The sequence below is a fragment of the Bradyrhizobium sp. sBnM-33 genome, from assembly GCF_032917945.1.
Taxonomy (GTDB): Bacteria; Pseudomonadota; Alphaproteobacteria; order Rhizobiales; family Xanthobacteraceae; genus Bradyrhizobium.
The window spans coordinates 3,011,571-3,037,480 of the sequence record NZ_CP136624.1; the positions used below are offsets into that span (position 1 = coordinate 3,011,571).

Consider the following 25,910-nt stretch of genomic DNA (forward strand, 5'->3'; position numbering starts at 1 on the left):
CCGGCGGCGATTTGCGCCGTCCTGAGGCATCTTTGCCGCAGCTTGGCTGCGATCACAAATGACTGGTTTGGGCCGAATTTCGCGGATTTGTCTTGAATGCGCCGCGATCTTCCGTCATCTGCCGTTAACCGTCCGGTGGGGCTTGGGGTCTATACAAAGGCGATGATGAACAACCGCATTTTGACGATTTGTGCCGCCATTGCCGCTGGCATGGCGGGAACCTCGCTCGCCCATGCGCAGAGCTATCCGCACGCCCCCGGCCAAGTCTATTCGACAGCTCCGGGACCGTACGTGCCCGGCGGCTATGCGGTTGACGAACGCCGCCCCGGCGAACCTGATTTCGACGCACTGGAAGACGACGACGAGGCGCCGAACGCGCCGAATTCGGCTGCGTTGCCGCCGCCCGGCCCGGTGCTGTCGCCCTCTGATCCCCGCTATGGCCGCCCGGCCGCTGCCCCGGTCTATTCGGACCGCGGCGCCCCGATGCCGACGGGCCCGGTCCTTTCTCCCGACGACCCGCGCTATGGCCGCCCGGCCACCGCCGCGACACCCACCGGCCCGATCCTTTCTCCCGATGATCCGCGTTACGGCCGCCCGGCCGGTCCGCCGCCGGTGATCTATGCGGACCGTCCGCCCGCATCGCAGCAACAGGTCTATTCAGATCGCGGCGATAGTCGCATTCCCGGCGCCGGGATCGTCTATCCGAACGACGACCGTTCTGGCCTGCGCCCGCCGGGAGCGATCGGTGCTGCACCGGCGCCCGCGCCCGGTGCTACCGGCGCGCTGCCGCAGCCGCAGCAACCTGCCGTCGGCGCCGACGGCAGGCCAGTGCAGCTCGCTGCGCTGCCGCCGGAAGAGCAGCCGGAAGTGGGCCCTGCGCAGCTTCCGCCGCACCTGCGCCGCCAGGAAGTGGCCTTTGCGACCAAGGAGCCCGCGGGCACCATCGTCGTCGATACGGCTAACACCCACCTCTATTACGTCCTCGGTGGCGGTCGCGCGATCCGCTATGGCGTCCGCGTCGGCCGCGACGGCTTCACCTGGAACGGCGTGCAGAAGATCAGCCGCAAGGCCGAGTGGCCGGACTGGCATCCGCCGACCGAGATGATCGAGCGCCAGCCCTATCTGCCGCGCTTCATGGCCGGCGGCCCCGGCAATCCGCTCGGCGCGCGTGCCATGTACCTCGGCTCGACTATCTATCGCATTCACGGCACCAACCAGCCCTCTACGATCGGCAAATTCGTTTCGTCAGGCTGCATCGGCATGCTGAACGAGGACGTCTCGGACCTGTTCGAGCGCGCCAAGGTCGGCACCCGCGTGGTGGTGATGCCCGGCGGCCCGCCGCCGGCCAACACCGCAAGCGCTTCGGCCGCCCCGCCGCCGTCCGCTCGCCCGGCCGCCGCCGCAGCCTCCGGACCGGCACAGGCCCAACTGGCGCCTGTTTCCGGTGCACAGCCGACGGTGGTGCCGCCGCTGCCCGCGCCGGTCACGATTCGCTGAACCGCCCGTTTTCGAACAAGCATCTAAGGCGCGCCGAAAGCGCGCCTTTTTGTTGCGTTAGAGCGTTTCCAGCGAAGCATGCCCTCGGACTTGATCCGTGGGCGGATACCGGTTCGCGGATTTCCGCCGCTGCCCCATTCGCACGCTTGATTTCACATTCGCGCCGACTACCTGCCGGGCGGTCGCAACGAATGCGAGGATCACGCCATGCGAATTCTTGTTGCGGGTGCCACTGGCGCCATCGGCCTTAAGCTCGTTCCGCAGCTCGTTGAGGCCAGTCATTCCGTTGTTGGTACGACGCGAACGGCGGCGAAGGCCGAGGTCATCAAGCGGATGGGCGCGGAACCTGCGATCGCCGATGGGCTCGACGCGCAGGTCATTCGCGCCGCCGTGATCGCGGCGAAGCCCGATGTCATCATCGACCAGATGACCGATCTGGCTGATGTCACGGATCTCAGGCATTTCGATCGCGCGTTTGCCAACACCAACAAGTTGCGCACGCAGGGCACCGATTTCTTGTTGGCGGCCGCACGCGAGGCCGGCGTGAAGCGCTTCATCGCACAGAGCTTCTGCGGCTGGACCTACGGCCGCGGCGAAGCGATCAAGACGGAGGCCGATCCGCTCGATTCCGATCCGCCGGAGGAGCTGCGCCGCACGCTGCAAGCGATCCAGCATCTGGAGAGCGCCGTCATCGGCTCGGCAAACCCTGAAGGGATTGTCCTGCGCTATGGATCATTCTACGGCCCGGATACCGGGCTGCTGTCGCGCGCGATGATTGATCAGTTGCGTCGCCGCCGCGTGCCGCTGATCGGCGGCGGTGGCGGACAGTGGTCGTTCATCCACGTCGAGGATGCGGCTGCCGCGACCGTTGCTGCCGTCGAACGCGGCAAGCCCGGCAACATCTACAACATCGTTGACGACGAACCGGCGCCGGTCAGCGAATGGCTGCCTGCTCTTGCCGCGTTGCTCGGTGCCAGGCCGCCAATTCGCGTGCCGGCCTGGCTTGGCCGGCTGTTCGCCGGCGAGCACCTGGTTTCCATGATGACCGAGGTGCAGGCAAGCTCCAACGCCAAGGCTAAGCGGGAGCTAGGCTGGCAGCCGGCGCATCCGTCGTGGCGTCAGGGATTTGCCGAGGTCGCAAGCCGCACCACCACGCAATATGCTGCCTGAGCTTGGCTACGCCAGCCGCTGCTTTGGCTCGCCCTTGAACCAGGCGTCGATGCCCTCGACCATCTGTTGATAGTGGTTTCGAAAACTGTCCTCGGTGACGTAGCCGAGATGCGGCGTCAGCACGATGTTGTCGAGCTTGCGGAAGGGATGGTCGACCGGCAACGGCTCGACCGAGAACACGTCGACGCCGGCACCGGCGATCTTCCTTTGCGTCAGCGCTTCCAGGAGCGCGCCTTCGTCGACGATCGGCCCGCGCGCGGTGTTGACGAGGTAGGCGGTTGGTTTCATCCGCGCGAGATCATCACGCCCGACCAGCCCGCGCGTGCGCTGGCTCAGCACCACATGGATGGTGACGATGTCGGCGGTCGAGAACAGCTCTTCCTTGCTGACATAGGTGACGCCGACCTCGTTGCACCTTTCCGGCGTCAGGTTCTGGCTCCAGGCGATCACGTCCATGCCGAAGGCCTGCGCCAGTTTCGATACTTTCGTGCCGAGCTTGCCGAGGCCGATCACCCCGAGCGTGCGGCCCTCGATCTCCATGCCGACATGTGCCTGCAACGGCTCGCCGGCATGCATGCGGGCGTTTTCGCGGCCGATATTGCGGGTCAGCTCCAGGATCAGGCCCATGGTCAGCGGCGCTGTCGGGTCGCGGCCCCATTGCGTGCCGCACAGCACCACCTTGTGGTTCTTGGCGGCCTCCATATCGATGGCGGCATTGCGCAGGCCCGAGGTGATCAGGAGTTTTAGGTTGGGCAGGCCTGCAAACATGGTGCGCGGGAACGGGGTGCGCTCGCGCATCGCACAGATGATCTCGAAATCCCTAAGCGCGGCGGCCGCGGCTTCCGCGTTTGCAAACGGCTGGTTGAACACCGTGATGTCGACGCGGTCAGTGACTTTGGACCAGTCGGCGACCTTAAGCGCCACATTGAGGTAATCGTCGAGGATTGCACAGCGCAGCCGCGTCATGAGGAAGTCCGTTGATGGCGAGGATGACGGCTAAGATAGCCGTCGGGGAGGTCGCCATGGTTGCGCGCAAACGGAAAGCGCGCAAGCGGACTTAAAAGCGGGGCTGCCTCAAATAACCGGAAGAGCTCGGTTCTGACGGCCAAGATGCTTGGCGCGCCAGGCCGGTCCCGGGCCACGCATATAGTGCAGTTCCGGGCGGTAGGGGTTGAACGCCTTGGCCACGAACTGGCGCCAGAAGGCGCGGAGTTCTGCCAACGGTTTTGCCAATCCGGCGTGTGCATGAGCCGAGGCGGAAAGGGATGCCGAACCGATCGTAGCCATGACGCGGGCCCTTGTTTTCAAGACGCCTTTTTCGTCTGAAAAGGAGTTTTCGCCTGATTTATTAAAAGATAGTTTCAATTGTCGGGATCTCGGCGGACATGGTGACCATCCCGTATTCATCCGTGGTGAACGGATGGAAAACGCTTTGCCGCGGTTGCCCTTTGGGGGCCGCGCCGCTACATCAGCGGCAGCAAATTTCCGTAAAATCCAACGATTCCAAGGATCGCGATGGCTCGCCAATTCATCTATTTCATGCAGGGTCTGACCAAGAGCTACCCGACCCGAAAGGTGCTCGATAACATCCATCTGAGCTTCTACCCGGACGCCAAGATCGGCGTGCTCGGCGTCAACGGTTCCGGTAAGTCGACCCTGCTCAAGATTATGGCCGGTCTCGACAAGGAATACACCGGCGAGGCCTGGGTCGCCGAGGGCGCCCGTGTCGGCTACCTCGAGCAGGAGCCGCACCTGGACCCTGCGCTTACCGTCCGCGAAAACGTCATGCAGGGCGTCGCCAAGCAGAAGGCGATCCTCGATCGCTACAACGAGCTGGCGATGAACTATTCGGACGAGACCGCCGATGAGATGACCAAATTGCAGGACCAGATCGAGGCCGCCGGCCTCTGGGATCTCGACAGCAAGGTCGACCAGGCGATGGACGCGCTGCGCTGCCCGCCCGACGATTCGGACGTGACAACACTCTCCGGCGGCGAGCGCCGCCGCGTCGCGCTGTGCAAATTGCTGCTGGACCAGCCGGACCTGCTGCTGCTGGACGAACCGACCAACCACCTCGACGCCGAGTCGGTGTCGTGGCTGGAAGGCCACCTGCGCAATTATCCCGGCGCGATCCTCATCGTGACCCACGACCGCTACTTCCTCGACAACGTCACGGGCTGGATCCTCGAGCTCGACCGCGGCCGCGGCATTCCCTACGAGGGCAATTATTCGTCCTGGCTGGTGCAGAAGCAGAAGCGCCTCGAGCAGGAGGGCCGCGAGGAGGCCGCACACCAGAAGACGCTGGCCCGCGAGCAGGAATGGATCGCGTCCTCGCCGAAGGCGCGCCAGGCCAAGTCGAAGGCGCGCTATCAGCGCTATGAGGAATTGCTCAAGCAGGCGAGCGAGAAGCAGACGCAGACCGCGCAGATCACCATTCCCGTGGCCGAGCGCCTCGGCCAGAACGTCGTCGATTTCGAAGGCCTCACCAAGGCATTCGGCGACCGCGTGCTGATCGACGATCTCACCTTCAAGCTGCCGCCGGGCGGCATCGTCGGCGTGATCGGCCCCAACGGCGCCGGCAAGACCACGCTGTTCCGCATGATCACCGGGCAGGAGAAGCCGGACAAGGGCACCATCACCGTCGGCGAAAGCGTGCACCTCGGCTATGTCGACCAGTCGCGCGACGATCTCGACGGCAAGAAGACGGTTTGGGAAGAGATTTCCGGCGGCAACGAACTGATCCTGCTCGGCAAGCGCGAGGTCAATTCGCGCGGCTATTGCTCGTCGTTCAATTTCAAGGGCGCCGACCAGCAGAAGAAGGTCGGTGCGCTATCAGGCGGCGAGCGCAACCGCGTGCATCTGGCCAAGATGCTCAAATCCGGCGCCAACGTGCTGCTGCTCGACGAACCGACCAACGACCTCGACGTCGATACGCTGCGTGCGCTGGAAGAGGCGCTGGAGGATTTCGCCGGCTGCGCCGTCATCATCAGCCACGATCGCTGGTTCCTCGACCGCATTGCGACCCATATCCTGTCGTTCGAAGGCGATAGCCACGTCGAATGGTTCGAAGGCAACTTCCAGGATTATGAAAAGGACAAGATGCGCCGGCTCGGCCAGGACAGCATCATTCCGCATCGTGTGAAGTACAAGAAGCTGACGCGGTGAGCCAATCGGGCATTTGCGTGATTAGTGTCCTGCTTGTGCTGCGGCCAGTTGTCGCTTCACACGACGGTGACAGTGCGTAGATATAGGCGTTGTTCCGCAATTCCAATCCTGAGCGAGCCATCCCTGATGTCCCTTACCCCCGAAACACCGTTGCCGCCTAAAGGTAAGGGGAAGGCATTGCGCCCCGTTCCGATGCTGATCTTCGGCTCCCGCTGGCTGCAATTGCCGCTTTACGTTGGGCTGATTGTCGCGCAAGGCGTCTATGTCGTGCTGTTTCTGAAGGAACTGTGGCATCTGTTCGCCCACGCCTTCGATTTCAGCGAGCAGCAGATCATGCTGGCGGTGTTGGGCCTCATCGATGTCGTCATGATCTCGAACCTGCTGGTGATGGTGATCGTCGGCGGTTACGAGACCTTCGTCTCCCGTCTCAACCTGCAGGGCCATCCCGACGAGCCGGAATGGCTCAGCCACGTCAACGCCAGCGTGCTGAAGATCAAGCTGGCGATGGCGATCATCGGCATCTCCTCGATCCATCTGCTGCGCACGTTCATCGAGGCCGGTGCACTAGCGTCGGGAAAAAGCGTCTACACGGAAACCGGCGTCATGTGGCAGACCATCATTCATACGGTGTTCATTCTGTCGGCCATCGGCATTGCCTATGTCGACCGGGTGTCGAACATGGCTATCGACGAAGCAAAGCGCGCCACTTCGCATTGATGGGCGGTTTGTCGATCATCGGATTTTCAGCTTTGCGAACGAGGGCGGCTGCCGCAGTTCTGATAGTGACTGCGGTGACGCTCGGCGCGTCGCAACCAGCGTTCGCCGCCGCCGCCGCCTTCACCCAGTTCATCGCCTCGCTGTGGCCGGAGGCGCAGGCAGCCGGCGTATCGCGCGCGACGTTCGACGCTGAAACGCAAGGACTGGAGCCTGACTACAAATTGCCCGACCTGCTGCTGCCCGGGCGGCCCCCCACCGGCGCGCCGGCGCAGGCCGAGTTCGTGCAGGTGCCGGCGGATTATCTGAAGGAAGCTTCCATCGCGCGGCTGGCGGCCGAAGGGCAAAAGCTGATGCAGAAGCATCGCGCCGCGCTGACCGAAATCGAAAAGCGCTTCGGTGTACCGGCTAGCATCGTGCTCGCGATCTGGGGTCGCGAGACCGATTTCGGCCGCTACCGGTTGCCTTACGATACGCTCCGCGTGGTCGCGACGCAGGCCTATGTCGGTCGGCGCAAGGATCAGTATCGCGCCGAGTTCATTCAGGCGCTCAAACTTCTCGGCGAGGGCGCCGTGGCGCGCAAGGATTTTCGTTCATCCTGGGCCGGCGCCACCGGCTACACGCAATTTCTGCCCTCCGAATATTACAAGCACGGTGTCGATCTCGACGGCGACGGCCGGATCGACATCTGGCACTCGGTGCCGGACGCGCTGGCCTCGGCCGCGCGGCAGCTCGTCAACAAGGGCTGGCAGGCGGGCGTGCGCTGGGCCTATGAGGTCAAGGCGCCCGCCAATGTCGATTGCACGATGGGCGTGCCCGAGGTGACGAAGCCGATCGCCGAGTGGCTGCGCGCCGGCTTTGTGCCGGTGCGCGGGCAAAGATTGAGCGCGGCCGAGCAGGCGCAGCCGGCCTCGCTATTGCAGGTGGAGGGTATCTACGGCCCGTCGTTCCTGACGACGAAGAACTATTTCGTCATCAAGGAATACAATTTCTCCGACCTGTATGTGCTGTTCGTCGGCCATCTTGCCGACCGCATGACGAGCCCGCTGCCGTTCGCAACGCCGTGGTCGGCCTCGACACAGTTGCGCTCCGCCGATGTCGAGGCCATGCAGCGTCATTTGACGCGCATCGGCCTCTACAAGGACAAGCTCGACGGCAAGGCCGGCATGCAGACCCGTGCGGCATTGGGCGCGTATCAGAAGTCGGCGGGCCTGAAGGTGGATTGCTGGCCGAGCGAGGCGGTGCTGCGCTCGATGGGCGGGGGGCGCTGAGAATTGCTTCCCCTCATGGTGAGGAGGCGCGCAAGCGCCGTCTCGAACCATGAGGCCACAGACGGGCCTGCATCCTTCGAGACGCGGCCTGACGGCCGCTCCTCAGGATGAGGAACATACAAACAAAAAGCCCGGCCGAGGATACGGCCGGGCCTTGATCAAACGCGCTAGATCAGATCAGTGGCAGACCTCGACGCGGCGATAGCGCCAGTCGTAGCCATCCCAGAAGCGCTCGCGCACCATGCGGCACGCCGGATAGGGCGCTTCTTCCACATACACCGGTCCGCCGTAAGCCGGGCGGCTGGAGGCGATCGCACCGCCGATGATCGCGCCGCCGAGCAAGCCGGCCGCTACGCCTGCGGCAACGCCACGCTGTGCGCTCGCGGGCGTCGAGGCAAGCGAACCGGCAATCGTTGCGACCGCGACGAAGGCAGCAAATGTCTTCTTCATGTCCTGGGCTCTCCTGGAGTGACGCCTTCGGGCGCCGGGTTTAGGGGATGACTCACACGCTGTTCGCTAAAAAAGCGCACATCGGTCAATCGAAGGTAAACGTCTCAAACGGTCGACGAAAAAAGCGGTCTTTTTCGGGCCGGAAATGACATGCATCCCGGAACAGCAGCGCCTTTCCGGGATGTTGGACGCAATTTAATGAAGATGAACGGGTGCTAGTCGCAGACCCTGACGTTGCGGACCCGCCAGCCATAGCCATCCCAGAACCGCTGCCGCTGCCAGAAGCAGGATTCACCGTAGCCAGGATCGACCACATAGGCCGGGCCGCCATAGCCGGGCCCGTAATAGCCCGGGCCGTAATAGTAGCCGTTCTGCGAAGCAATCGCGCCGCCGACAATGGCGCCGCCGATCAATCCGGCTGCGACGCCCGCGGCAACGCCGCGCTGCGCCTGGGCGGGAGCGGGAACCGCCACGGCCGAAACGGTCAACGCAGCGGCGGCACCGAGCGCCATCAATGTCTTCTTCATGGCCTCACCTTTCTCGTGGAGCAAACGCATCAGGATCTGTCCCGGCAAAAGTTCCACATTTCGCTTGAATGATCAATGAACGGCGGCGCCTCCGCGGGCAACGAAATGGTGAACGCGCGGCGGATTTGCGGTGCAACAATACCGAATGCCCGAGGCCCGGCGCGAGCGCAGCGGCGGCGACACCGGCGGCATGGCTTCCAGCGACAGTTCCGGTGAGAGGAGGTGGCAGCGATTGATCCCGAAAACCCAACGGGCAAGTCAGCGGCAGCGTGATCTATCGCAATTCCAGCCTTTTAGATTCATTCCAGTATTCCCCCGGCATCAGTTTGGAATTGCTTGAAAATGCGGCTTTTCCTTTTGCATCTCGGCGCGCCCTTAAATATCGATGAAGCCGCATCACACGAAGGTCTACTGGTTTCATGATCGTCTGTTCCTGCAACGTTTTGAGCGACCACGATGTCCGTAATGCCGTAAGTGCGGCTTCGGACCTGCCGCGGAATCCCAAACAGATTTACGGTTGCCTCGGCTGCAGCGCCGAATGCGGCCGCTGCGCGCGCACCATCAAGACCATCATCGATGAAGCGCTCGGCGCCTGCGCCAAGGAGTGCTGCTCCGGTTGCCCGCACACGCGTCACGCCGCCAATGACGAGCCGGCGCAGGAAGCCGCCCCGGCTGCCCCGGCCTTCGCCCTCGCGGCCTGCTGAAAAACCCTTAAAATCCACCGATTTCCACCGTTCCCCACGGGTTTTTTCGTGGAACGGTTGCCCTTGGCACTAAACTGATTTAGAAGCGTTCTAAATGTAGTATCAGGCCGCGTCGGCCTGAGGAAATTGGAGTGGACCATGCAGGGTGATCCCAAGGTCATCGACTATCTCAACAAGGGCCTGCGTAGCGAGCTTACCGCGATCAACCAGTATTGGCTGCACTACCGGCTGCTGAACAATTGGGGCCTGTTGGAATTTGCCAAGGTCTGGCGCAAGGAATCCATCGAGGAGATGGAGCACGCCGACAAGTTCACCGACCGGATCCTGTTCCTCGACGGTTTTCCCAACATGCAGGTGCTCGATCCCCTGCGCATCGGGCAGAACGTCAGGGAAATCATCGAATGCGACCTTGCAACCGAGATGACCGCGCGCGCGCTCTATCAGGAAGCCGCGACCTATTGCCATGGCGTCAAGGATTACGTCTCACGCGACCTGTTCGAGAGCGTCATGAAGGATGAGGAACATCACATCGATTTCCTCGAAACCCAGCTTGACCTTATCCAGCGCATCGGCCTCGAGCTCTACACCCAGAAGCACGTCGGCGGGCTGGAGAACGGGGACTGAGCTACGTTCGCTGAACGCTCACAACTGTCATCACCCGCGAAGGCGGGTGATCCAGTATTCAGAGACGTCAGTGATTGACCACAAAGGCCGCGGCGTACTGGATACCCCGCCTTCGCGGGGTATGACGACCGGATTTCGGTCAGATATCGTCCCTACAACTGCGTCTTATATCGCTCGTAAATCTCCGCCTGGCTTTCACGCTCGCCGAGCCCGGTCTGGTCGTGGATCACTTCGCCGATGCTCGGCATCACGGAACGCTCGACCTGCGTGGCCGCCCACAGTTTGGAGCGCATCAGCGCCTTGCCGCAGTGGAAATAGGCTTCCCTGACGTCGATGCGCAGCACCGCGCGCGGCGGCTTGCCGAACTCGACCATCGACGCCATCAGCTCTGGATCCACCGAGACACTGCCCTTGCCGCCAACGCGCAGCGTCTCGTCGATTCCGGGCACGAAGAAGATCAACTGCAGGAAGCCCGATCCCTCGACGATATTGCGAAAGCTGTCGATGCGGTTGTTGCCCGAGCGATCCGGCATCAACAGCAGGTTCGGTCCCGCGACATGGACGAAACCGGGATTGCCGCCGCGCGGCGACGCATCGACGCTGCCGTCCGAGCCCGAGGTGGCGAGCACGCAGAACGGCGACATGCCGATGAATTTTTTCGCATGGACATCGATCTCCGGCCGCGCCTTCGCGATCACGCGGGGTGTGGGAGCGGGATAGATCGAGGCGAGGTCGGAAGCGGCAAGATCGGACAAGGGCGGCTCCTTTGCAATTTTCCGTCAGATTATCATCCGCCGGTGCCACCGTCATCTTGAAGAATCTAAACCGCGTCCGCCGGCACGAAGCAGCTGATGATGATGCTGCCGCGGTGATGCACGTACCACACCACGGCTTCGCCGATCGGGTTGCCCTGGTCGCGAATGATCGCGCGCTCGGGCACCTGCATCCATTGGCCCTCGATCGGAACCCAATAGGCCCCGCCGCGGACGTCGTAGCTCGTGCGATGCCCGTCGGAAATATCGCAACAGGGCACGCCGTTCGGCGCGATTACGCTCTTGAACCAGGCGCGAATATCAGGCGGCACGTGGTCGTACTGGCCCCTGTCGACGGCAAGCGCTGCGTCGGCCAGCACCGAAAGGCAGACGAGCAAGCCGAATGGCGCAAGCCTTCGCATCCGATCCTCCGCTGCGTTTGTCTCGTCCTCGCGGCGGCGCATGCCGCCCACGATTCGTAATCCGAAGACAATTCAAGCGGAGCCCGGTTGCGGATGCACGCTCAAATAATGAGCGATGTGAGCGAAGCAGATTTGATGCATTGCGAAATCGGGACTTTCCGGCTGGTCCCGTCCTGTACACAGTTTGATGCGAGCCACGGCCGGCTCAACGATCGCACTGAACTGGTTGCTGCCCTGAAGTAGGAAAAGTACGAACGTGCTATCGATCTTGCGTATGGATTCGTGGTGAGCTGCCGGGCGCAGCAAGCTGCCTGACATGCGGTCTAACCGCCCGTGCTTGGTGGAAGGAGCCAGTCAACGGTCATCTTCACGATTGGAAACGCGTTGGGCACGAACCCGAAGATTGCGATAGGCCTGCTTTCACCCGTGGGATTGCTGTTTGCGCTCCCAATATTGCTTTGGGCTTTCAGCTTCACCGAACGTTTCGGACTGGAGAAATGCAGCATCGGTTCGATCAGCGGTGCTGAATACCAGAACATATTGTCGCGAGCCGGCGAGCAGCGCTGGACAGTATGGCCCGGTTTGTCGAATGGGGTGTTTTGGCCGTCAGACAGGGACTTTCGAGGCCCGACAGCATCTTTCAACAGCAATCTCAATGATCAGCTTCTCTCGCATATCAGAGAGCTTGCTGGACCCGACGCGTCCATGAACCGCCAACTTGCTTCGGGCCATGCCGTCATGCGCAGCATGGGCGCAGAATACGTCCAAACTCAAGAACGCGCCGGTTCGCGCGTCCGTTTCACATACTACCTGCCGCAAGTGCGTTTCGCGCCTGTGTGTGTTCTTTGCCTGATATGGTGGTACACGACCATTGACGTGATCTTTTCTCATGACCTTGCCACCGATCGATACGATTTGCAGGAAGTGAACGTTCTGTTCGCCGGGCTGAAAGGTAGTCCCGACAAAAATCTCGCGCGCAACGTTCCATGGGGTAGTTGCCCCGAGTTTCGAAGATAATCGTGCCTCTGCTTTCACGGATATCGAGTTTACATCGCCCGCTGCGGCGCGGTTTGCAGCAACTCCTGCAGCTCCTTCTTGTAGAACTTCGCATTTCCCGTCGTGAGATGGCCGCGCGTCTCGCTGGAGGCCGGGATCAGGAACAGGCGTCCGTTCCTGACGCGCTTCATCGCCGCCTCGGTGACGCCGGTTTCCGGCGGATTGCGCTCGTCGTCGGCCGCATTGATCAAGAGCAGCGTGGCTTCGATCTTCTCCAGCGCGGGTGCGGGATTGTAATCGTGCGAGGCCTCCCACTGGTAGATGAAGTCGTTGGCGTCGGCGGTGATTGCGGTAGCCAGCCGGTCGTCGACCATCTTGTCAGCTTTCGCCGCCGTCGGCGCCAGCGCCTGATATGCCAATGTGCCGCCGGCGGTCGCAATGCCATAGGCATTGATGGCGTATTTCATCATGCGCGGCTGGGCTGTGTAGTTGCCGCCATTGTACTCGGGATCGTTCCTGATGGTCTCCAGCATCATCCGCCGCAGCATCCAGTTGCGCGCCGCCATCTCGGTCGGCTGCGAGGCCATCGGCACCAGCGCGTCCATGAAGTCAGGATATTTGCCGCCCCAGATCCAGGTGTGCATGCCGCCCATCGAATTGCCGATGACGAGCCGCAGGTGCTTTACGCCGAGACCTTCCGTGACCAGGCGATACTGCGCATCGACCATGTCCTCGTAATTGTACTTCGGAAAAATGGCCTTCATGCCGTCGGAGGGCTTTGACGATTTGCCGTGGCCGAGACTATCGGGAATGATGATGTAGTATTTCGCGGCATCCAGCGGCTGGCCGGGACCGAACAACTCGCCGCCGAAGCCCGCCGTCAGCATGCTGGCGGCCGAGCCGCCCGAGCCATGCAGCACCAGCACCGGCTGACCGGTCGGCTCGCCGATCGTGGTGTAGTGCAGCCGCAGCTCCGGCATCGTCTCGCCGGTGTGGAATTTGAAATTCTTGGCGATCCAGTTGCCCTGTTTCGGTGCGGGGTAATCTGCGGCGAAGGCAGTGAAGGAGGTGAGCGCCAGTGCGGCGGCCGCAAAGGCCGCGTGCAAAAAATTCATCATGGTCTCCCCAAGACTTACAGTTTTCCAGAACCTGCGGCTATCTTTTGCGAGCCGCTTGGCAGGGAACCTAGCACACCGGCTGTTCCCCCGTCACCAAATCGCCGAACGATGCACTAACCCTCCACCTCGGTTTCCGGCCGGTCGTTGCCGGCGGCAGTTTCCGATTGCCATCGTCCGTCAGCAGTTTCGTATTCGATGACCTCGGTGCGGCCGGGCACCCGCTGCTCGGCGGCCGCGCGGCGGGCGGCTGCCAGTGCCGCGGCGCGGTTCGGAAACGGCTCGGAAAACACGCCGTTGACGGTGTAGGCCCAGCCGCCGTCATGTTCGACGATCTTGTAGGTCAGATGGGGCATCGGGAACTCGCTGCTTGCAGGTGCCGACAGGGGGTAAACGCGCCGCTGGATTCATGACAGAATAAGCCAGGCTGTCGGATTTTGCACCGGCCGTTCGTCCTTGATCGAAGACCTCTGCAGAAGAGAGAACCATGTGCCGTAACATCAAGACCCTGTTCAATTTCGATCCCCCGGCCACGCACGCGGAGATCCATGCCTCCGCGCTGCAATTCGTGCGCAAGCTTTCCGGATTCAATTCGCCGTCGCAGGCCAATGCCGAGGCGTTCAACCGCGCGGTTTCCGAAGTCTCCGACAGTGCGCGGCGTCTGCTCGCCTCGCTGCAGACCAACGCGCCGCCGCGCGACCGCGAGGTCGAGGCAGAGAAGGCGAGGGAGCGTTCGCGGGCGCGGTTTGGGTAGGGGCGTGGACTCACAAGCGCGCAACTAAATGCGGCGGGCATCGATTCCCGGATCGCGCTAGGGAGCATCGAACGCAAGACCCAAAGATACCTTTCAGGACGCGTCGGTCGTCAACACGGGGAATGCCACGCCGTTGTTTGGAAGGAACGACCTGATCACAGCGCATCCAGAGTCTGTGAGTTCATACCGCATGACTCGAGGCTTCAGTTCGAGCGCTTGAATGACAGCTGGATCGATCGAAACCGGACAACCGGCACTTCCGGGATTGACCCCCTAAGCGGACATGACAGGGACATGCCAAATCGACGCGAATGACCCTAAACGGAAAACGCATCCGAATTCCGGTAGCCGAGCGCGCCCACAATCTCTTGAAGAGGCGGCTGCCACGACGTAACCTAAAGCTCCAAGGTGGCGAAATTGCCCCTTGCTTTTTCGGCTGCGCACATAGGCAGCCAAGCATTCGGACAATCGATAGAAGGCGCTTTCTTCTTGGGAGCGACCGCTATCGTTCACGCCGATCCTTGGTCATCTGGAACGTCGGATAACAAGGGAGGGATTCATGATCTTTTCATTCACCCGCGCCCTGATCGTTTTATCTGTCGCTGCGCTTGGGCCGTCCGGTATCTTCGGCGGAGTCGATGAGGCAAGGGCCGACGACGTGCCCGACGCACTATCTGTTGAGTGGCAAGGCAAGAAACCTTGCGAGAAGCTTTTTGACGACGCGCATGTCCGCGTGGCCCGGTGCACGTTCCCACCGGGGGCTATGCACGTCTGCCACTCACACCCGGGTTACCTTACCTATGTGGTGAGCGGAGGCCAAGGACAGATCGAGGACGAGAAAGGAATACGTAAGATTAATATACCCGCCGGCGCATTGTTCGATGCGCCTCCAACCCCATGGCATGAGTTTGCAAACCTAGGAGACACCACGATTCAATACATCATCGTCGAGAAAAAATACCAGGGTGTCACCCCAGTGAGTCAGACCGCATGCCCGAAAGGAACAGTGGGCCGCTCTCAATAACTGACGGCAGGGTCAAGCCGCCGGCTCACTTTTCGGGTTCGCAGGCAGCGAGTCGTTTGCTGAAACGACTGCTGGTAGCGCCTTGCGATCGGAAAGGGACAAATCGGGTGCCACAGAATGCGAGACTAGCGTGACTTCTCAGTGGCAGTACCAGGTTAGGTTCGATCTGAACGATTCTGCCACGGCGGAATCGGTACGCCGAAAACACCGTGTTCCGGCACTGGCGCCGCTGTTCGATATCCTCGCCGAGCATCGCGCTGCGCTGAAATGCCAGTTCGACGCCTTTGCGGAGTATGTCGCCGCAGCAGAAGAGCACGGCGTCGAAAACTATCCGCTCTACCAGTGGACGAAGGCGACGATCGAAAATCCGGCGAAGAAGGAAAAGTATTTGAGATCCTTTACAGTCTACGTGGACGACCGGGAGGTCTATGCCAAGGAGATTGCTGACGCGCTGGAGGTGGACTTGCAGCCGCTCGCCACTAGCGGGCTCATCACGCGAATATCCAAGTACGATACCAATCCCGCCAACAATCCTCAGCCGCCGCAGGGCCCCCGCGAGCGGAGCTAGCCCATCCGCGAGAGCGAACTGAATGCCCGCTCCTGGCACCCTTGAGACATGCCCACCTATCCTGAGAATGTCCGTTCACCGGGGTAGACCGGAAGTCACCGTGGTCCGGCCAAACCGACGCCAAAGCGAGCATTACCCCTCCGGCACCCCGGCCATTCGCATCTCACAGTGCGCTCGCGCCAGAGAAGCTGGTTCGGATTGTCACTCATCAATGCGCCAGCGAAATTGTTGTGCTGACGGCCCCTGCAACACTGTTCAAAACAGAACAAAGCTCCCGATCAGCAGGCCCGCAGAAAAGGACCAAAGCCCCAAGGTGCAAGCTGACACGAGGCGCACGAGGTTACGAACCTGCACCTCGAATTCCGCTTCTGTTGTCTCATGGAACTGAGCTGTCATTGGCGTGGCCCTGCCCAGTAGGCGCGGTTGGATGTACGCACAAATCATGGTGAAGGTGGGGCATTTGCGCCCGCAGTGATGGCAATGGTGCTCAGGCTTGAGGGCTCCCAAGCGGACATGCGGCATCATTCCTCCGATGTCTGCTGTCGAGGGGATTGTGTTGCAAAAGTCGTTTTGCCGAAGGTGTCAAAAATTCTGAGGGCCGCAGGCGCGATTTTCGTGTAGAGATCTGAGGGACCTCATCGCCTCATGCTAAACTCATAGGCGACTTCGGTAACGCGATTGAGGTTATCCGAATCGTCGATCGCCTCGCGTTTTAAGGTTTCACCAAAAATTGGACTGATGCAACTTTCGACTTTTGCAACAGTATCGGCACTTTTCGGAAACCTGACAGGCCCGGCTGATGATGTATGTTCTTGAGGGTAAAGCGGACTGCCGAGTTGCACGCTCGGACTTCCGAATTTGACCCAACTGCGACATTCTCAGAATGGCGGGGATGAGCGAGTCCGCTCTCCTCCCATACCCCACATCGTCGCTTTCACGCCAATATGACGGCGGCGGCCTCTAAGAGAGCTTCAGCGTGGGCAACGAGGCGCATCACACAAGGTCCGTTCACTGGCCTCACCAAATACCTCGAAAGAGGTAGTATCGGTGGGCTGAGCCGACCGTTAGAGTGCAAATCAGCGTTCAACATGACCCGGTATCAGCGTCCAGTTTTCGCGGACGCGGATCGAGGCAACGGAATAGGCGCCACGAACATCGGCGAGGCGCGCCTTGCGGGCCGGATTGATCGAAGGCAGTAGCTTGGCCAGCCTAAAGTACCACATGCGGCGCGGCCGGACGAGACGGAGCCTACCATGAACATAGGATTGAGAGGCATCTTCATTGCCATCGTCGAGGATCGGAAGATAGCTTTTAGACCGCATGGCAAGCTTGTGCCAGTGCGACTGGCGACAGTTGTTTTCTTGCTATTGGCCTGCATGTTTCATCAGGCTGTGCCGTCGATCGCGCTAACGAATGCGCCTGAAGCTGCACCACAGACACAGCCCTATCCAATGCAGACCATGCCTCGACTGGCACAGGCCAAGCGCTCCCCTAACCCAAATACTGTTGGGATCGTGACGGGCCGCCCAAACGGAACTGATTTTGCAATCGCGCAAGAGATCTCGATGGTCCTCGCGACCGGACAGGAGACTGGTCCGAGAGGTGAGGTGGCATTGCGGATTCTGCCGATGGTCGGAAAGGGCGGCATTCAGAACGTTCGTGACGTGCTAACCCTAGCTGGCGCCGACATGGGCATTGCGCCCAAAATTTTGCTCGACCGCCTGCGCGCCAGCAAAGAGTTGGGTGATATTTCCAAGAGCCTGGTCTACATCGCCCCGCTCTTCCAAGAAGAACTCCACGTCCTTGCTCGCCGAGAGATCCGCACCTTTGCCGACCTCGCAGGAAGACGCGTCAACGTTGGTGAGGAGAATAGCGGTACGGACATCCTGGCGCGGGACATCCTCAGTCGACTGGGCCTGAAAGCGACAGAAATCAATATTGATCAGAATGCAGCTGTTGAAGGCATGCGGAGCGGCGACATCGCGGCCACGGTGTTCATCACAGGCAAGCCCGCTCGTTGGCTTGAACGATACGCGCGCGAGGACGGCTTCCATCTCGTTCCGGTGCCATACACATCATCCTTGGAAGAGGACTATCTGCCGGCGACTTTCACCCACCAGGATTACCCGAACCTGATCGCTACTGACGAGCGCATCGCCACGCTTGCGGTTGGTTCGGTCCTCATTGCTTACAACGCGCCTCGGACAAGCGAGCGCTACCAACGCTTGGAGACGTTCGTCAACGCGTTCTTTTCGCGTATTTCGGAGTTTGAGAATCCAGCGCGGCACCCCAAATGGAAAGAGATCAATCTTGCCGCGGTGTTACCCGGGTGGACCCGCTTCGCTCCCGCGGAACGCTGGCTGAAGCAGCGCCGATTAGCGGCACCCGATGCCGAGTCGCGCGCGGAGTTTGAGCGGTACTTGGATCAGTCGGGCATCGTTCCTTCCGCCACCGAGCGCGAACGCTTGTTTAAGGATTTCCTACGTTGGTGGCGGGAGGGGAGAGGCCGTTGATCGATCTCACATCCGTTACAGGGCGGCCTACGAGCAGCAATGGAAAGGGGTCATGACAATGATGACGCATGCATCTGCCATCGGATTTCTGGCCATCCTCGCTATGCCTCTTGCGGCGAACGCGCAGACAGCAGGCAAAACGGAAACCCTCACGCGCAGTCCACCTGCACGAGTGGCGCTGGACATCAGCGACAAGAAGAGCGATCGCCTGGGATATAAGAAGCTGGGCTCGCTCGTGAATTTTCCGCCCTTCGTCCCCAACATCGGCACGCTTAACGGCCAGCCCAAGGCGCTCCCGGGCGGACCGTGCCGTGCTTTCGACCTTGGGGACGGACTGAGCAGGACGATCTACATGCGCGCGCGCTACATGCGCACGCGCAGGCCGAAACGAGTGGCGGTGCACATAAGCGACAGAAGGAAGAGCGAGCGCATAGGATATAAGAAGGTGAGCTCGCTCGTGAATTTTCCGCCCTTCTTTCCCGGAATCGGTGCGCTTTACGTTCAGCCCGAAAAACTCCCGAACGGACCGTACCGTGCTTTCGACCGCCGGGGCAGACTGAGCAGCACGATCTACATGCTCCCCATCGAGGACCTTGAGAATCGGAAACACTTCGATCTTGAAGGCCTCGCCGGAAAGGGCGACCACGTAACATTCTACTTCAATTCCGGTCACCCTGGACTCGATAAGCCCCATTATCACATCCACATTTGGCACGTGAGCAAGAAGGGTGAAGAGCGGGTCGCGAAATAGCGAGCAGTGGGACCTTATTAGGCAGGATCGTGTGGTCCCGCAGAACATTTTGTTGGCGCGGGGACCGACGTCGGTCGCTGCACCGCCAAGGCACGCGAAACCGGCGACGCTGCTCGGCCGGGCGGACGAGGTGATCAAATAATCTATTTGCTGCGGTGCATAAGTCCGGAGATGGCACTTTTCGGACCTCACGCGATGTCTGACGTGAGTCCGGAACGCGCATCAAAGCGGAAGTCCGCCAACCACTCTGGATTTATGCGTTCATAGCCTCGGCGCACCGTGACGCTGCTCACGGTGCCGCGAGGTCGTAGCGCTCATGATGCCATCCATCGCAAGCCATCGGGGGGGGGGTATCATGGATCAGGCAACACGGTTGAAGCTTGGCGCTATCTTCTTCGCCGTCTTCTGGACCGGCGGAATGCTGTGGTGGAGCGGCGAGTATCATCCCGCCTACATCATCCTTCTTGCCGTTTGCGGGACCATCGGAGGTTATCTCTGGTACCTCGCGATGCGCTGGGTGTTTCAGCATATGCACCATTCCGGGTAGCGCGATCATCGACACGTTGTCTTATCAGGAATGCCCGCGCCAGTAGGCCGTCACGGCGAGATCACGCCGCATCCCACTTCACCGGAAGATTGAGCAACCCCCGAAACGCCCAGCCGCCGATCCGCACCGGCTCGCGCTCGTCCAGCCGCAGGCCTTTCAGCCGCGCGAACAGGCTCGGCAACGCGACGTCGGCCACCATGGCGCGGGAGGCGAACGCGCCGGCGCAATAATGCGGGCCGGCGCCGAAGGCGATGCTTTTTTGCGTATCGCGGGTGATGTCGAAACGATCGGGATCGCTGAAGCAGGCCTCGTCGCGGTTGGCCGAGCCGAACATGAAGAACACGCGGTCCTCCAGTTCGAAGTCGACGCCGTGATACGTCCACGGTTTTGCGACGCGGCGCGGCGACATCTGGATCGGCGCGATCCAGCGCGCATATTCCTCGAACACGTCGATCCATTTCGCTTTTCCCTCGCGCACCAGCGCGAGCTGATCGGGATGCGTCAGCAAGGCCCAGGTCGCGCCTGATATCGCATCGCGCGGCTCGTTCTGTCCGCCGGAGATCGCGAGCTTGACGTTGGCGCGGATGCTTTCCATGTTCTGGCCTGAAGCCAGCAGCACGCTCAGGATCGAGGTGTTGGGGTGTTTCTTCACCACCGGAATCATGTCGTCGATCGCGGCGTCGATGCCGGCGGTTGCGGCATGGCAGCGCGCCTCGACCTCTTTGTTGCCGGTGTAATTGGCGATGCCATCGATCATCGCCTGCGACCACGCGTCCATGTCCTGGTAGCGCATGTTGGTCAGCCCGGTGACGTCCTTCAGGCATTCGGCCGATAGCGGCAGTGCGAACGCCTTGCAGAGATCGGCGCTGCCTTGCGGCGCCAGTTCATCGAGGATGCGGTCGGCATGGGCCTGAAACTGCCGGATCCAGGTATCGCGCACCGTGCGCGGCGACACGGCGGGAAACATCGCCTGCCGCTCCGTCATGTGCGCTTCGCCGTCCTTGCGCATCATGTTGTGGCCCATCAACACATTCATCAGCCCGTTCGGCTGATGCGAGGAGAACACGTCAATGCGCTTCTCCTGGGTGAAGATGTCGTCGCGCCGGGTGAACACGGTCGAGCCGAGCTGCGGCACGAACGCGATCGGCGCCTCCTTCCGCATCTTCGCCAGCGCAGGATAGGGATCGGCCCAGAAGGCGGGGACGTCGATGTTGAAGTGCGGGGCGTTGGACATGATGACCTCACACCGCTCGATATCCGCCGTCGACCATCACGATCGATCCGGAGACATAGGCCGACAGGTCGGACGCCAGGAAGATCGCCGGGCCGACGATGTCCTCCGCGGTACCGGGCCGACCGAGCGGCGTGTGATCCATGAAGGTCTTCACCAGTTCCGGATTGCTGGCGCGGGCATTGGCGTTCAGTGGCGTTGCGATGAAGCCGGGGCCGATTGCATTGACGCGGACGCCTTCCTTGCCGAGTTCGGCGGCGAGCGCCTTGGTGAAGCCGAGCACGCCGTGCTTGGAGGCGGTGTAGGCCGGCGAGCTCGGCGTGCGCACATGCACGAAGGACTGGATCGAGCCGATGTTGACGATGCGCCCCTTGCTCGCGCGCAAGGGTTCGAGAAAAGCATGCGTCACGTTGAAGACGCCGGTGAGGTTGATCGCGATGATGTCCTCCCAGTCGCTGATCACGGCCTCCGCCGCGCCCAGCATGCCGTTGCGTCGGACAATGCCGGCATTGTTGACGAGGATCGAGACCTGGCCGACCTTGTCGGCGATCTGCTTCGCCATTGCGACGCAATCCTCGCGTTTGCTGACGTCGAGCGCAAAGCTGACGGCCTTGTCGCCGATTTCCCTTGCTGCTTCGGCTGCCGCCTTCTCGTCCCTGTCGAGCAGCACGACGCGCGCGCCCTCGCGGGCGTAGCCGAGTGCGATGGCGCGTCCGATGCCGGAGCCTGCACCGGTGACGACGGCGATGTGATTTTGGAGAAGGGGCATGGGGGCGTTTCCTCTTGCTTGGTTTTGCCAGAGGATAGCAAGCGTGCCCGCTTGTACAAGTGGGAGCGGTTGTTGCAGTCCGTAGGATGGGTATCGCTGCGCGAAACCCATCAATGGTGCCGGTGAGCGAAATGATGGGTATCGCGCAGCGATACCCATCCTACGGAACTGCTATTGCACTTACAGCTTGCAGGTGCCGTTCTTGAGCATGCCGTCCTTTACCGCAAGCGCGGCGGCAAATGTCGGGACCGGCTTGCTGACCGTCTTGTAATTCGAGGGGATCGGCTTGGTCGGGATGCTCTGATCCCAGACCTGGCAGACGCCGGTGCCTTCCCAACGGATCAGGTGAAAGGCGGCTTCGGCGGGGCTGGTCGTGGCGATCGCCGTGAGCGCGAGGCCGGCGGTGGCAGCAAGGGCGGTAACTCGAAGCATGGGCAAAATACTCCTGTCTTAGAAATACGTGGCCGCGCTCCGCAAGGGGAATTGACGGAGCGGGCTTCCGGCCGGGATGACCGGGCATCCCTTTGGTGTAACCGACCCGTGATTGGTTCAAACGTGCCTCACGAAAAAGGCCGGCGAGTCATCCTCTCGCCGGCCCCTTTTTCGTAGCCCACATGAGCGCAGCGACATGCGGGTCTGTTCGAAGGACCCGGATATCGCTGGGCTACGAACGAAGTCAGAACGAGCAGGTGCCGTTGCGCAGCATGCCGTCCTTGAAGAGCAGCGCGTCGCCGAACGTCGGCACTTCGCTGCCGGCGATCACAGCATAATTCCCGGGATACGGCGCGGTCGGGATGCTCCGGTCCCAGATCTGGCAGAAGCCGGTGTCCTGCCAGCGGATCAGGTGATACGCGGCCTGCGCCGGGCTCGACGCGGCAAGTGCGGTGAAACCGATAACGGCAACGGCGCAAAGGGCAAAAATGCGACGCATCTTCAATCTCCTGTTTGGCATACGGCGCTCAGCGCCCGATCACCGATTGAGTAGCGAGGAGGGCGAGAAGGTTCAAAGATGAGAGCTGCGGAATGGGTTAGCGAAATCCTCAGGCCCTGTTCCAATTTGCTGCCGTCGGCCGCGGCGCGATGCCGTTGGAGTTGAAGGAGGCCAGGCATGACGCAAACGGCAACCGGATGGCGAGCGTCGCGCCGGCGCAGCGGCGTGCTGACGATGCTGTGCGCGCTGGCCGCATTGTCGTTTGCATCGGGCGGATCGCCGGCCGCCGCGCCGATCGCGGTCGCCGTAGCGGATTTCGATTATTTCGATACTTCCGGCGAGGTTTTGGACCAGAGCGCGGAGCATCGCGCTCGCGTGGCGTCGTTTGCCGCGTTGCTGCGCGATAATCTGGCGGCGCAGGGCGGTTATCGCGTGGTGCCGATCGAATGTCCCGATCATCCCTGCACGGCCACCAGCATGTCGCAGGACCTCTTCATCGCCGCTGCCCGCAAGGCTGGCGCGCGCCTTGTGGTCTATGGCGGCATCCGCAAGATGAGCACGCTGGTGCAATGGGGCGAAATCCAGTTGCTCGACCTCGAAGCCGAGAAACTGTTGATGCGGCGAACCGTGACGTTCCGCGGCGATAACGATGCCGCCTATCGCCATGCCGCCGATTTCGTCGGCAATGCGCTGAAGGAATCCATGCCGAAGCCGTGAGCGTCATAAGCCCCTCATGGTGAGGAGCGCCAACGGGTCCGCGCAAAGCGCGGCCCGATGACAGGCTCCGCGCCGTCTCGAACCATGAGGCCCGGTCCGTGGCCTACATCCTTCGAGACGCCCGCTCTGCAGGCTCCTCAGGATGAGGGGTTCAAGCAGGTGACGCAGTAGAGCCAATCCGCCCTACGCCTTCGTCAGTGAGGCAACAGCTTCGATCTCGATCAGCATCTTCGGGTCGGGCAGCGCCTGCACCACGCAGGTGGTGCGGGCGGGGTAGGGCGCCGGCCCGAACGCCGCCGCATACAGCACGTTCATCGTGGCGACGTCGGATGCGCGCGTCAGCAGCACGTTGACCTTGACCAGATCGCGAAACGTCGCGCCGGCTTCGTCGAGCACGCGCTTGATATTGGCGACGACGAAGCCGAACTGTGCCTCGAAACCATCCGCCAGCGCGCCCTTGTCGTCAAAGCCCGGAATGCCCGAGATGAACAGCAGGTCGCCGGTGCGCGTGGCAAAGGATAGCGGCGGGGCCTTGACGCCGGCAGGCGGCGCAAAATGCTGGATCGGGGGCATGGGACACCTCGTGGATGGTTCGGTGCATTCAAGCCTAACGCGCCGCTGCCTCGCTGGAAAGGCAGCGGCGCACGCGCTTCACGACCCGCCGATTGGTTTGAAGGTCCCGCAAGTCAGGGAAATTCGCCCGACACGAAATAGCGGGTTACGGTTGCTGTGACAGTAATGCAGTTCACAGGGCCGGGATTTTGTGTTCGTGCAATCGTGATGAAATTGTGTCGGGCGCACGGCGCGGGTCGACGCGGAGTCCGTCGCGCAGGGGCCTGAATATGCTTTGCCCCTTCCGCCGATCGGTTACAATCCGATAGTTGCGACTCAATCTGAGCCGCAAAGCCCACCCGACACTTTCTGATTTTGCAAGCCTCCGGAGATACGATCCATGAACATGCCATCCGCCCTTCGCGCCGCCGTGCTCGCGCTTGCGGCTTTTGCGGGCGTCACGCTGTCCTCCGCCGCGCATGCCGACGAAGGTTTCGTGCAGCTCACGATCTACAAGGCGGGCTGGGTGATCGGCGGCTCCGGCGGCAGCGGCGTCCTGGATTTCCGCGGGCGGCGCTACCCGCTTTCGACCGGCGGGCTCGACTACGGCCTGGTGTTCGGCGGATCGAAGACGGTGCTGCGCGGCCGCGTCAGCAACATCTATCGCCCCAGCGACGTCGCCGGCGTTTACGGCGCAGCCGGCGCGGGCCTTGCGATCGGCCGCGGCGCGCGCGCGATCGTGCTCACCAACCAGAAGGGCGCGGTGCTGGAATTGACCGGGCACCAGGTCGGCTTGATGGCGAACGCGGATCTCAGCGGGCTAGCGATCACCATGCGGTAGAAAAGAGATGGGTGGGCAAAGCGCAGCGTGCCCACCATTTTGATCAGTGTCTTGGATGGTGGGCACGTCGCTTCGCGCCTTTGCCCACCCTACGGCAGGGACGCGGAGCCTTGCGATGAACCGCGAACAATTGATCGCCGCTTACTCTGCCCCGGGCCGCCACTACCACAACCTCACGCACATCGAGGACTGCCTTGCTGCGCTCTCGCGCGTCGACAATCTTTCGGCAGCCGAGCGCGAAATCCTCACCGAGGCGATCTGGTGGCACGATGTCGTTTACGATCCGACCCGCTCGGACAATGAAGAGCTCAGCGCGCAATCGGCCGAGCAGCACGTCCGCGAGGATATCGGAGCGGAAGTAGCCCGCCTGATCCGCCTGACGAAGACGCATGACGTCCAGCCCGGCGATCGTCTGGGCGCCATTTTGATCTCGATCGATCTCAGCATCCTCGGCGCCGAGCCCGCGCGCTACGACGCTTACGCCGCCGCGATCCGGCAGGAGTTCATCCACGTGCCGAACGCCGACTATCGCGCCGGCCGCGCCAGGGTGCTCGGCCAGTTCGCCGCGCGGCCGGTGATCTTTCCCGATGCGACCTTTGCTGCGAGATATGACCGGCAGGCCCGCGAAAACCTTGCGCGCGAACTGGCGTCCTTGCGCTGACGATTACCTCACCCCGAGAAAATCCCGCTTGCCGATTTCCACGCCGTTGTGGCGCAAAATGCCGTGCGCGGTGGCGGCGTGGAAGTAAAAATTCGGGAACGCAAAATTGACGAGATATTGCTGGCCCTTCACCGTCATGGTGTTGCTGGGGCCGATCGGGAAGGTCACTTCGCGCATCTCGCCACCCTCAAACTGCGCCGGCTTGAACGCCTTCACATAGTCGACCGTCTTCGCGATCCGCTGCTGCAATTCCTCAAAACTCTTTTCGGTGTCGGGCGTGGACGGCACTTCGCTGCCGGTGAGGCGCGCGCAGGTTTTCGCGGCAAAATCGCAGACGGTCTGCACCTGGCGGATCAGCGGATACATGTCCGGATAGAGCCGCGCATTGAGCAGCACCTCGGGCTCGATGTTCTTTGCCTTGCAATGCGCTTCCGCTTTGGTGAGCAGGCCGGAAAGGCTGCCGAGAATTTGCAGGAAGGCCGGCACGGTTAGGTCGTGGAATGACATGCGATGCTCTTTTCGTGATGTGGAATGGTGCCTCGGGAGGATGAGGCTTGTTCGAGATGGGGAGCTGCGAAGGAAATACAACGCTCGCAGCTTACCGAACGCGGTCAAATATTCTCCGCTCGTCGTCGCCCGGCTTG

32 protein-coding genes and 1 pseudogene are annotated in these 25,910 nt (G+C 61.7%); 17 read left to right on the forward strand and 16 right to left on the reverse strand.

Going from position 1 to position 25,910, the window contains the following annotated elements; genetic code table 11:
* Positions 1 to 162 precede the first annotated feature (162 nt).
* Together RX328_RS13860 and RX328_RS13865 are read left to right on the forward strand one after the other, a co-directional pair.
* Entirely contained in the window at positions 163 to 1,497 is a 1,335-nt protein-coding gene (locus RX328_RS13860; protein ID WP_213253864.1) for a L,D-transpeptidase, read from the forward strand.
* A 207-nt stretch (positions 1,498 to 1,704) separates the two neighbouring features.
* Positions 1,705 to 2,667 carry an NAD-dependent epimerase/dehydratase family protein gene (locus RX328_RS13865; protein ID WP_213253819.1) on the forward strand — a complete coding sequence of 321 codons (963 nt, stop codon included), beginning with the start codon at positions 1,705 to 1,707 and terminating at the stop codon, positions 2,665 to 2,667.
* Between the two features lie 6 nt (positions 2,668 to 2,673).
* On the opposite strand, the gene RX328_RS13870 is transcribed toward RX328_RS13865, so the two are convergent.
* On the reverse strand, positions 2,674 to 3,633 hold the full coding sequence (locus tag RX328_RS13870; protein WP_213253820.1) for a D-2-hydroxyacid dehydrogenase family protein: 960 nt from the start codon (positions 3,631 to 3,633) through the stop codon (positions 2,674 to 2,676).
* Between the two features lie 108 nt (positions 3,634 to 3,741).
* The gene (locus tag RX328_RS13875; protein WP_213253865.1) at positions 3,742 to 3,954 is read right to left on the reverse strand and encodes a hypothetical protein; all 213 of its coding nucleotides are present in this window, start codon (positions 3,952 to 3,954) and stop codon (positions 3,742 to 3,744) included.
* A 228-nt stretch (positions 3,955 to 4,182) separates the two neighbouring features.
* On the opposite strand from RX328_RS13875, the gene ettA reads away from it, so the two are divergent.
* The 3 genes from ettA to RX328_RS13890 all read left to right on the forward strand — a co-directional run bounded on the left by ettA (position 4,183) and on the right by RX328_RS13890 (position 7,817).
* A complete protein-coding gene (gene ettA / locus RX328_RS13880; protein ID WP_213253821.1) occupies positions 4,183 to 5,832 on the forward strand; it encodes an energy-dependent translational throttle protein EttA in 1,650 nt (549 codons plus the stop codon).
* A 126-nt stretch (positions 5,833 to 5,958) separates the two neighbouring features.
* Positions 5,959 to 6,549: a TIGR00645 family protein gene (locus tag RX328_RS13885; protein WP_028347030.1), complete on the forward strand. Its 591-nt coding sequence runs from the start codon at positions 5,959 to 5,961 to the stop codon at positions 6,547 to 6,549.
* Positions 6,549 to 7,817 carry a lytic murein transglycosylase gene (locus RX328_RS13890; protein WP_213253822.1) on the forward strand — a complete coding sequence of 423 codons (1,269 nt, stop codon included), beginning with the start codon at positions 6,549 to 6,551 and terminating at the stop codon, positions 7,815 to 7,817. The genes RX328_RS13885 and RX328_RS13890 overlap by 1 nt, the downstream gene beginning before the upstream one ends.
* A gap of 177 nt (positions 7,818 to 7,994) precedes the next feature.
* Here RX328_RS13890 and RX328_RS13895 read toward each other — a convergent pair whose 3' ends face one another.
* Positions 7,995 to 8,267 carry a hypothetical protein gene (locus RX328_RS13895; RefSeq protein ID WP_057841791.1) on the reverse strand — a complete coding sequence of 91 codons (273 nt, stop codon included), beginning with the start codon at positions 8,265 to 8,267 and terminating at the stop codon, positions 7,995 to 7,997.
* 215 nt (positions 8,268 to 8,482) lie between these two features.
* A complete protein-coding gene (locus RX328_RS13900; RefSeq protein WP_213253823.1) occupies positions 8,483 to 8,794 on the reverse strand; it encodes a hypothetical protein in 312 nt (103 codons plus the stop codon).
* A gap of 419 nt (positions 8,795 to 9,213) precedes the next feature.
* On the opposite strand from RX328_RS13900, the gene RX328_RS13905 reads away from it, so the two are divergent.
* Complete coding sequence (locus RX328_RS13905) at positions 9,214 to 9,498, forward strand: bacterioferritin-associated ferredoxin (protein ID WP_213253824.1); 285 nt, start codon at positions 9,214 to 9,216, stop codon at positions 9,496 to 9,498.
* A gap of 138 nt (positions 9,499 to 9,636) precedes the next feature.
* A complete protein-coding gene (gene bfr, locus RX328_RS13910) occupies positions 9,637 to 10,122 on the forward strand; it encodes a bacterioferritin (protein WP_213253825.1) in 486 nt (161 codons plus the stop codon).
* A gap of 152 nt (positions 10,123 to 10,274) precedes the next feature.
* Here bfr and RX328_RS13915 read toward each other — a convergent pair whose 3' ends face one another.
* Positions 10,275 to 10,877 carry an MSMEG_1061 family FMN-dependent PPOX-type flavoprotein gene (locus RX328_RS13915; protein WP_213253826.1) on the reverse strand — a complete coding sequence of 201 codons (603 nt, stop codon included), beginning with the start codon at positions 10,875 to 10,877 and terminating at the stop codon, positions 10,275 to 10,277.
* Positions 10,878 to 10,942: 65 nt separating this feature from the next.
* Entirely contained in the window at positions 10,943 to 11,296 is a 354-nt protein-coding gene (locus tag RX328_RS13920; RefSeq protein WP_213253827.1) for a hypothetical protein, read from the reverse strand.
* Positions 11,297 to 11,680: 384 nt separating this feature from the next.
* Here RX328_RS13920 and RX328_RS13925 point away from each other — a divergent pair, with 384 nt between their 5' ends.
* A complete protein-coding gene (locus RX328_RS13925; protein ID WP_213253828.1) occupies positions 11,681 to 12,313 on the forward strand; it encodes a hypothetical protein in 633 nt (210 codons plus the stop codon).
* A gap of 29 nt (positions 12,314 to 12,342) precedes the next feature.
* On the opposite strand, the gene RX328_RS13930 is transcribed toward RX328_RS13925, so the two are convergent.
* Entirely contained in the window at positions 12,343 to 13,407 is a 1,065-nt protein-coding gene (locus tag RX328_RS13930) for an alpha/beta fold hydrolase (protein ID WP_213253829.1), read from the reverse strand.
* A 116-nt stretch (positions 13,408 to 13,523) separates the two neighbouring features.
* Complete coding sequence (locus RX328_RS13935) at positions 13,524 to 13,763, reverse strand: DUF2188 domain-containing protein (protein WP_213253830.1); 240 nt, start codon at positions 13,761 to 13,763, stop codon at positions 13,524 to 13,526.
* 131 nt (positions 13,764 to 13,894) lie between these two features.
* On the opposite strand from RX328_RS13935, the gene RX328_RS13940 reads away from it, so the two are divergent.
* Positions 13,895 to 14,161 carry a DUF2277 domain-containing protein gene (locus RX328_RS13940; RefSeq protein WP_028347019.1) on the forward strand — a complete coding sequence of 89 codons (267 nt, stop codon included), beginning with the start codon at positions 13,895 to 13,897 and terminating at the stop codon, positions 14,159 to 14,161.
* Positions 14,162 to 14,246: 85 nt separating this feature from the next.
* On the opposite strand, the pseudogene RX328_RS43580 reads toward RX328_RS13940, so the two are convergent.
* Positions 14,247 to 14,353: pseudogene (locus RX328_RS43580) on the reverse strand (IS5/IS1182 family transposase); the annotation flags it as partial.
* A 367-nt stretch (positions 14,354 to 14,720) separates the two neighbouring features.
* On the opposite strand from RX328_RS43580, the gene RX328_RS13945 reads away from it, so the two are divergent.
* Entirely contained in the window at positions 14,721 to 15,185 is a 465-nt protein-coding gene (locus RX328_RS13945; protein WP_213253831.1) for a cupin domain-containing protein, read from the forward strand.
* A 130-nt stretch (positions 15,186 to 15,315) separates the two neighbouring features.
* Positions 15,316 to 15,753, forward strand: coding sequence for a hypothetical protein (locus RX328_RS13950; RefSeq protein WP_213253832.1), 438 nt, complete (start codon positions 15,316 to 15,318; stop codon positions 15,751 to 15,753).
* 1,076 nt (positions 15,754 to 16,829) lie between these two features.
* Here the strand turns inward: RX328_RS13950 and RX328_RS13955 are convergent.
* A complete protein-coding gene (locus RX328_RS13955; protein ID WP_213253833.1) occupies positions 16,830 to 16,976 on the reverse strand; it encodes a hypothetical protein in 147 nt (48 codons plus the stop codon).
* Positions 16,977 to 17,006: 30 nt separating this feature from the next.
* On the opposite strand from RX328_RS13955, the gene RX328_RS13960 reads away from it, so the two are divergent.
* The 3 genes from RX328_RS13960 to RX328_RS13970 all read left to right on the forward strand — a co-directional run bounded on the left by RX328_RS13960 (position 17,007) and on the right by RX328_RS13970 (position 19,564).
* Complete coding sequence (locus RX328_RS13960; protein WP_213253834.1) at positions 17,007 to 18,266, forward strand: TAXI family TRAP transporter solute-binding subunit; 1,260 nt, start codon at positions 17,007 to 17,009, stop codon at positions 18,264 to 18,266.
* Between the two features lie 52 nt (positions 18,267 to 18,318).
* Positions 18,319 to 19,017, forward strand: a complete 699-nt coding sequence (locus tag RX328_RS13965) for a hypothetical protein (protein ID WP_213253835.1) — start codon at positions 18,319 to 18,321, stop codon at positions 19,015 to 19,017.
* A 355-nt stretch (positions 19,018 to 19,372) separates the two neighbouring features.
* Positions 19,373 to 19,564, forward strand: coding sequence for a hypothetical protein (locus RX328_RS13970; protein WP_213253836.1), 192 nt, complete (start codon positions 19,373 to 19,375; stop codon positions 19,562 to 19,564).
* A 61-nt stretch (positions 19,565 to 19,625) separates the two neighbouring features.
* On the opposite strand, the gene RX328_RS13975 is transcribed toward RX328_RS13970, so the two are convergent.
* The 4 genes from RX328_RS13975 to RX328_RS13990 form a co-directional block, all read right to left on the reverse strand.
* Positions 19,626 to 20,798, reverse strand: coding sequence for a cytochrome P450 (locus RX328_RS13975; RefSeq protein ID WP_213253837.1), 1,173 nt, complete (start codon positions 20,796 to 20,798; stop codon positions 19,626 to 19,628).
* A gap of 7 nt (positions 20,799 to 20,805) precedes the next feature.
* On the reverse strand, positions 20,806 to 21,564 hold the full coding sequence (locus tag RX328_RS13980) for an SDR family NAD(P)-dependent oxidoreductase (RefSeq protein ID WP_213253838.1): 759 nt from the start codon (positions 21,562 to 21,564) through the stop codon (positions 20,806 to 20,808).
* A gap of 180 nt (positions 21,565 to 21,744) precedes the next feature.
* Positions 21,745 to 21,996, reverse strand: a complete 252-nt coding sequence (locus tag RX328_RS13985; protein WP_213253839.1) for a hypothetical protein — start codon at positions 21,994 to 21,996, stop codon at positions 21,745 to 21,747.
* 244 nt (positions 21,997 to 22,240) lie between these two features.
* Positions 22,241 to 22,495, reverse strand: coding sequence for a hypothetical protein (locus tag RX328_RS13990; protein ID WP_213253840.1), 255 nt, complete (start codon positions 22,493 to 22,495; stop codon positions 22,241 to 22,243).
* A 177-nt stretch (positions 22,496 to 22,672) separates the two neighbouring features.
* Here RX328_RS13990 and RX328_RS13995 point away from each other — a divergent pair, with 177 nt between their 5' ends.
* Positions 22,673 to 23,212 (forward strand): DUF2380 domain-containing protein, encoded by a 540-nt coding sequence (locus RX328_RS13995; RefSeq protein WP_213253841.1) that lies wholly within the window; start codon positions 22,673 to 22,675, stop codon positions 23,210 to 23,212.
* Positions 23,213 to 23,395: 183 nt separating this feature from the next.
* Here the strand turns inward: RX328_RS13995 and RX328_RS14000 are convergent, their stop codons facing one another.
* Complete coding sequence (locus tag RX328_RS14000) at positions 23,396 to 23,785, reverse strand: RidA family protein (protein ID WP_213253842.1); 390 nt, start codon at positions 23,783 to 23,785, stop codon at positions 23,396 to 23,398.
* A gap of 379 nt (positions 23,786 to 24,164) precedes the next feature.
* On the opposite strand from RX328_RS14000, the gene RX328_RS14005 reads away from it, so the two are divergent.
* Positions 24,165 to 24,605, forward strand: coding sequence for a hypothetical protein (locus tag RX328_RS14005; protein ID WP_213253843.1), 441 nt, complete (start codon positions 24,165 to 24,167; stop codon positions 24,603 to 24,605).
* A 115-nt stretch (positions 24,606 to 24,720) separates the two neighbouring features.
* Positions 24,721 to 25,266 (forward strand): phosphohydrolase, encoded by a 546-nt coding sequence (locus RX328_RS14010; protein WP_213253844.1) that lies wholly within the window; start codon positions 24,721 to 24,723, stop codon positions 25,264 to 25,266.
* 3 nt (positions 25,267 to 25,269) lie between these two features.
* Here RX328_RS14010 and RX328_RS14015 read toward each other — a convergent pair whose 3' ends face one another.
* Positions 25,270 to 25,773: a DUF1993 family protein gene (locus RX328_RS14015; RefSeq protein ID WP_213253845.1), complete on the reverse strand. Its 504-nt coding sequence runs from the start codon at positions 25,771 to 25,773 to the stop codon at positions 25,270 to 25,272.
* Between the last annotated feature and the right edge of the window lie 137 nt (positions 25,774 to 25,910).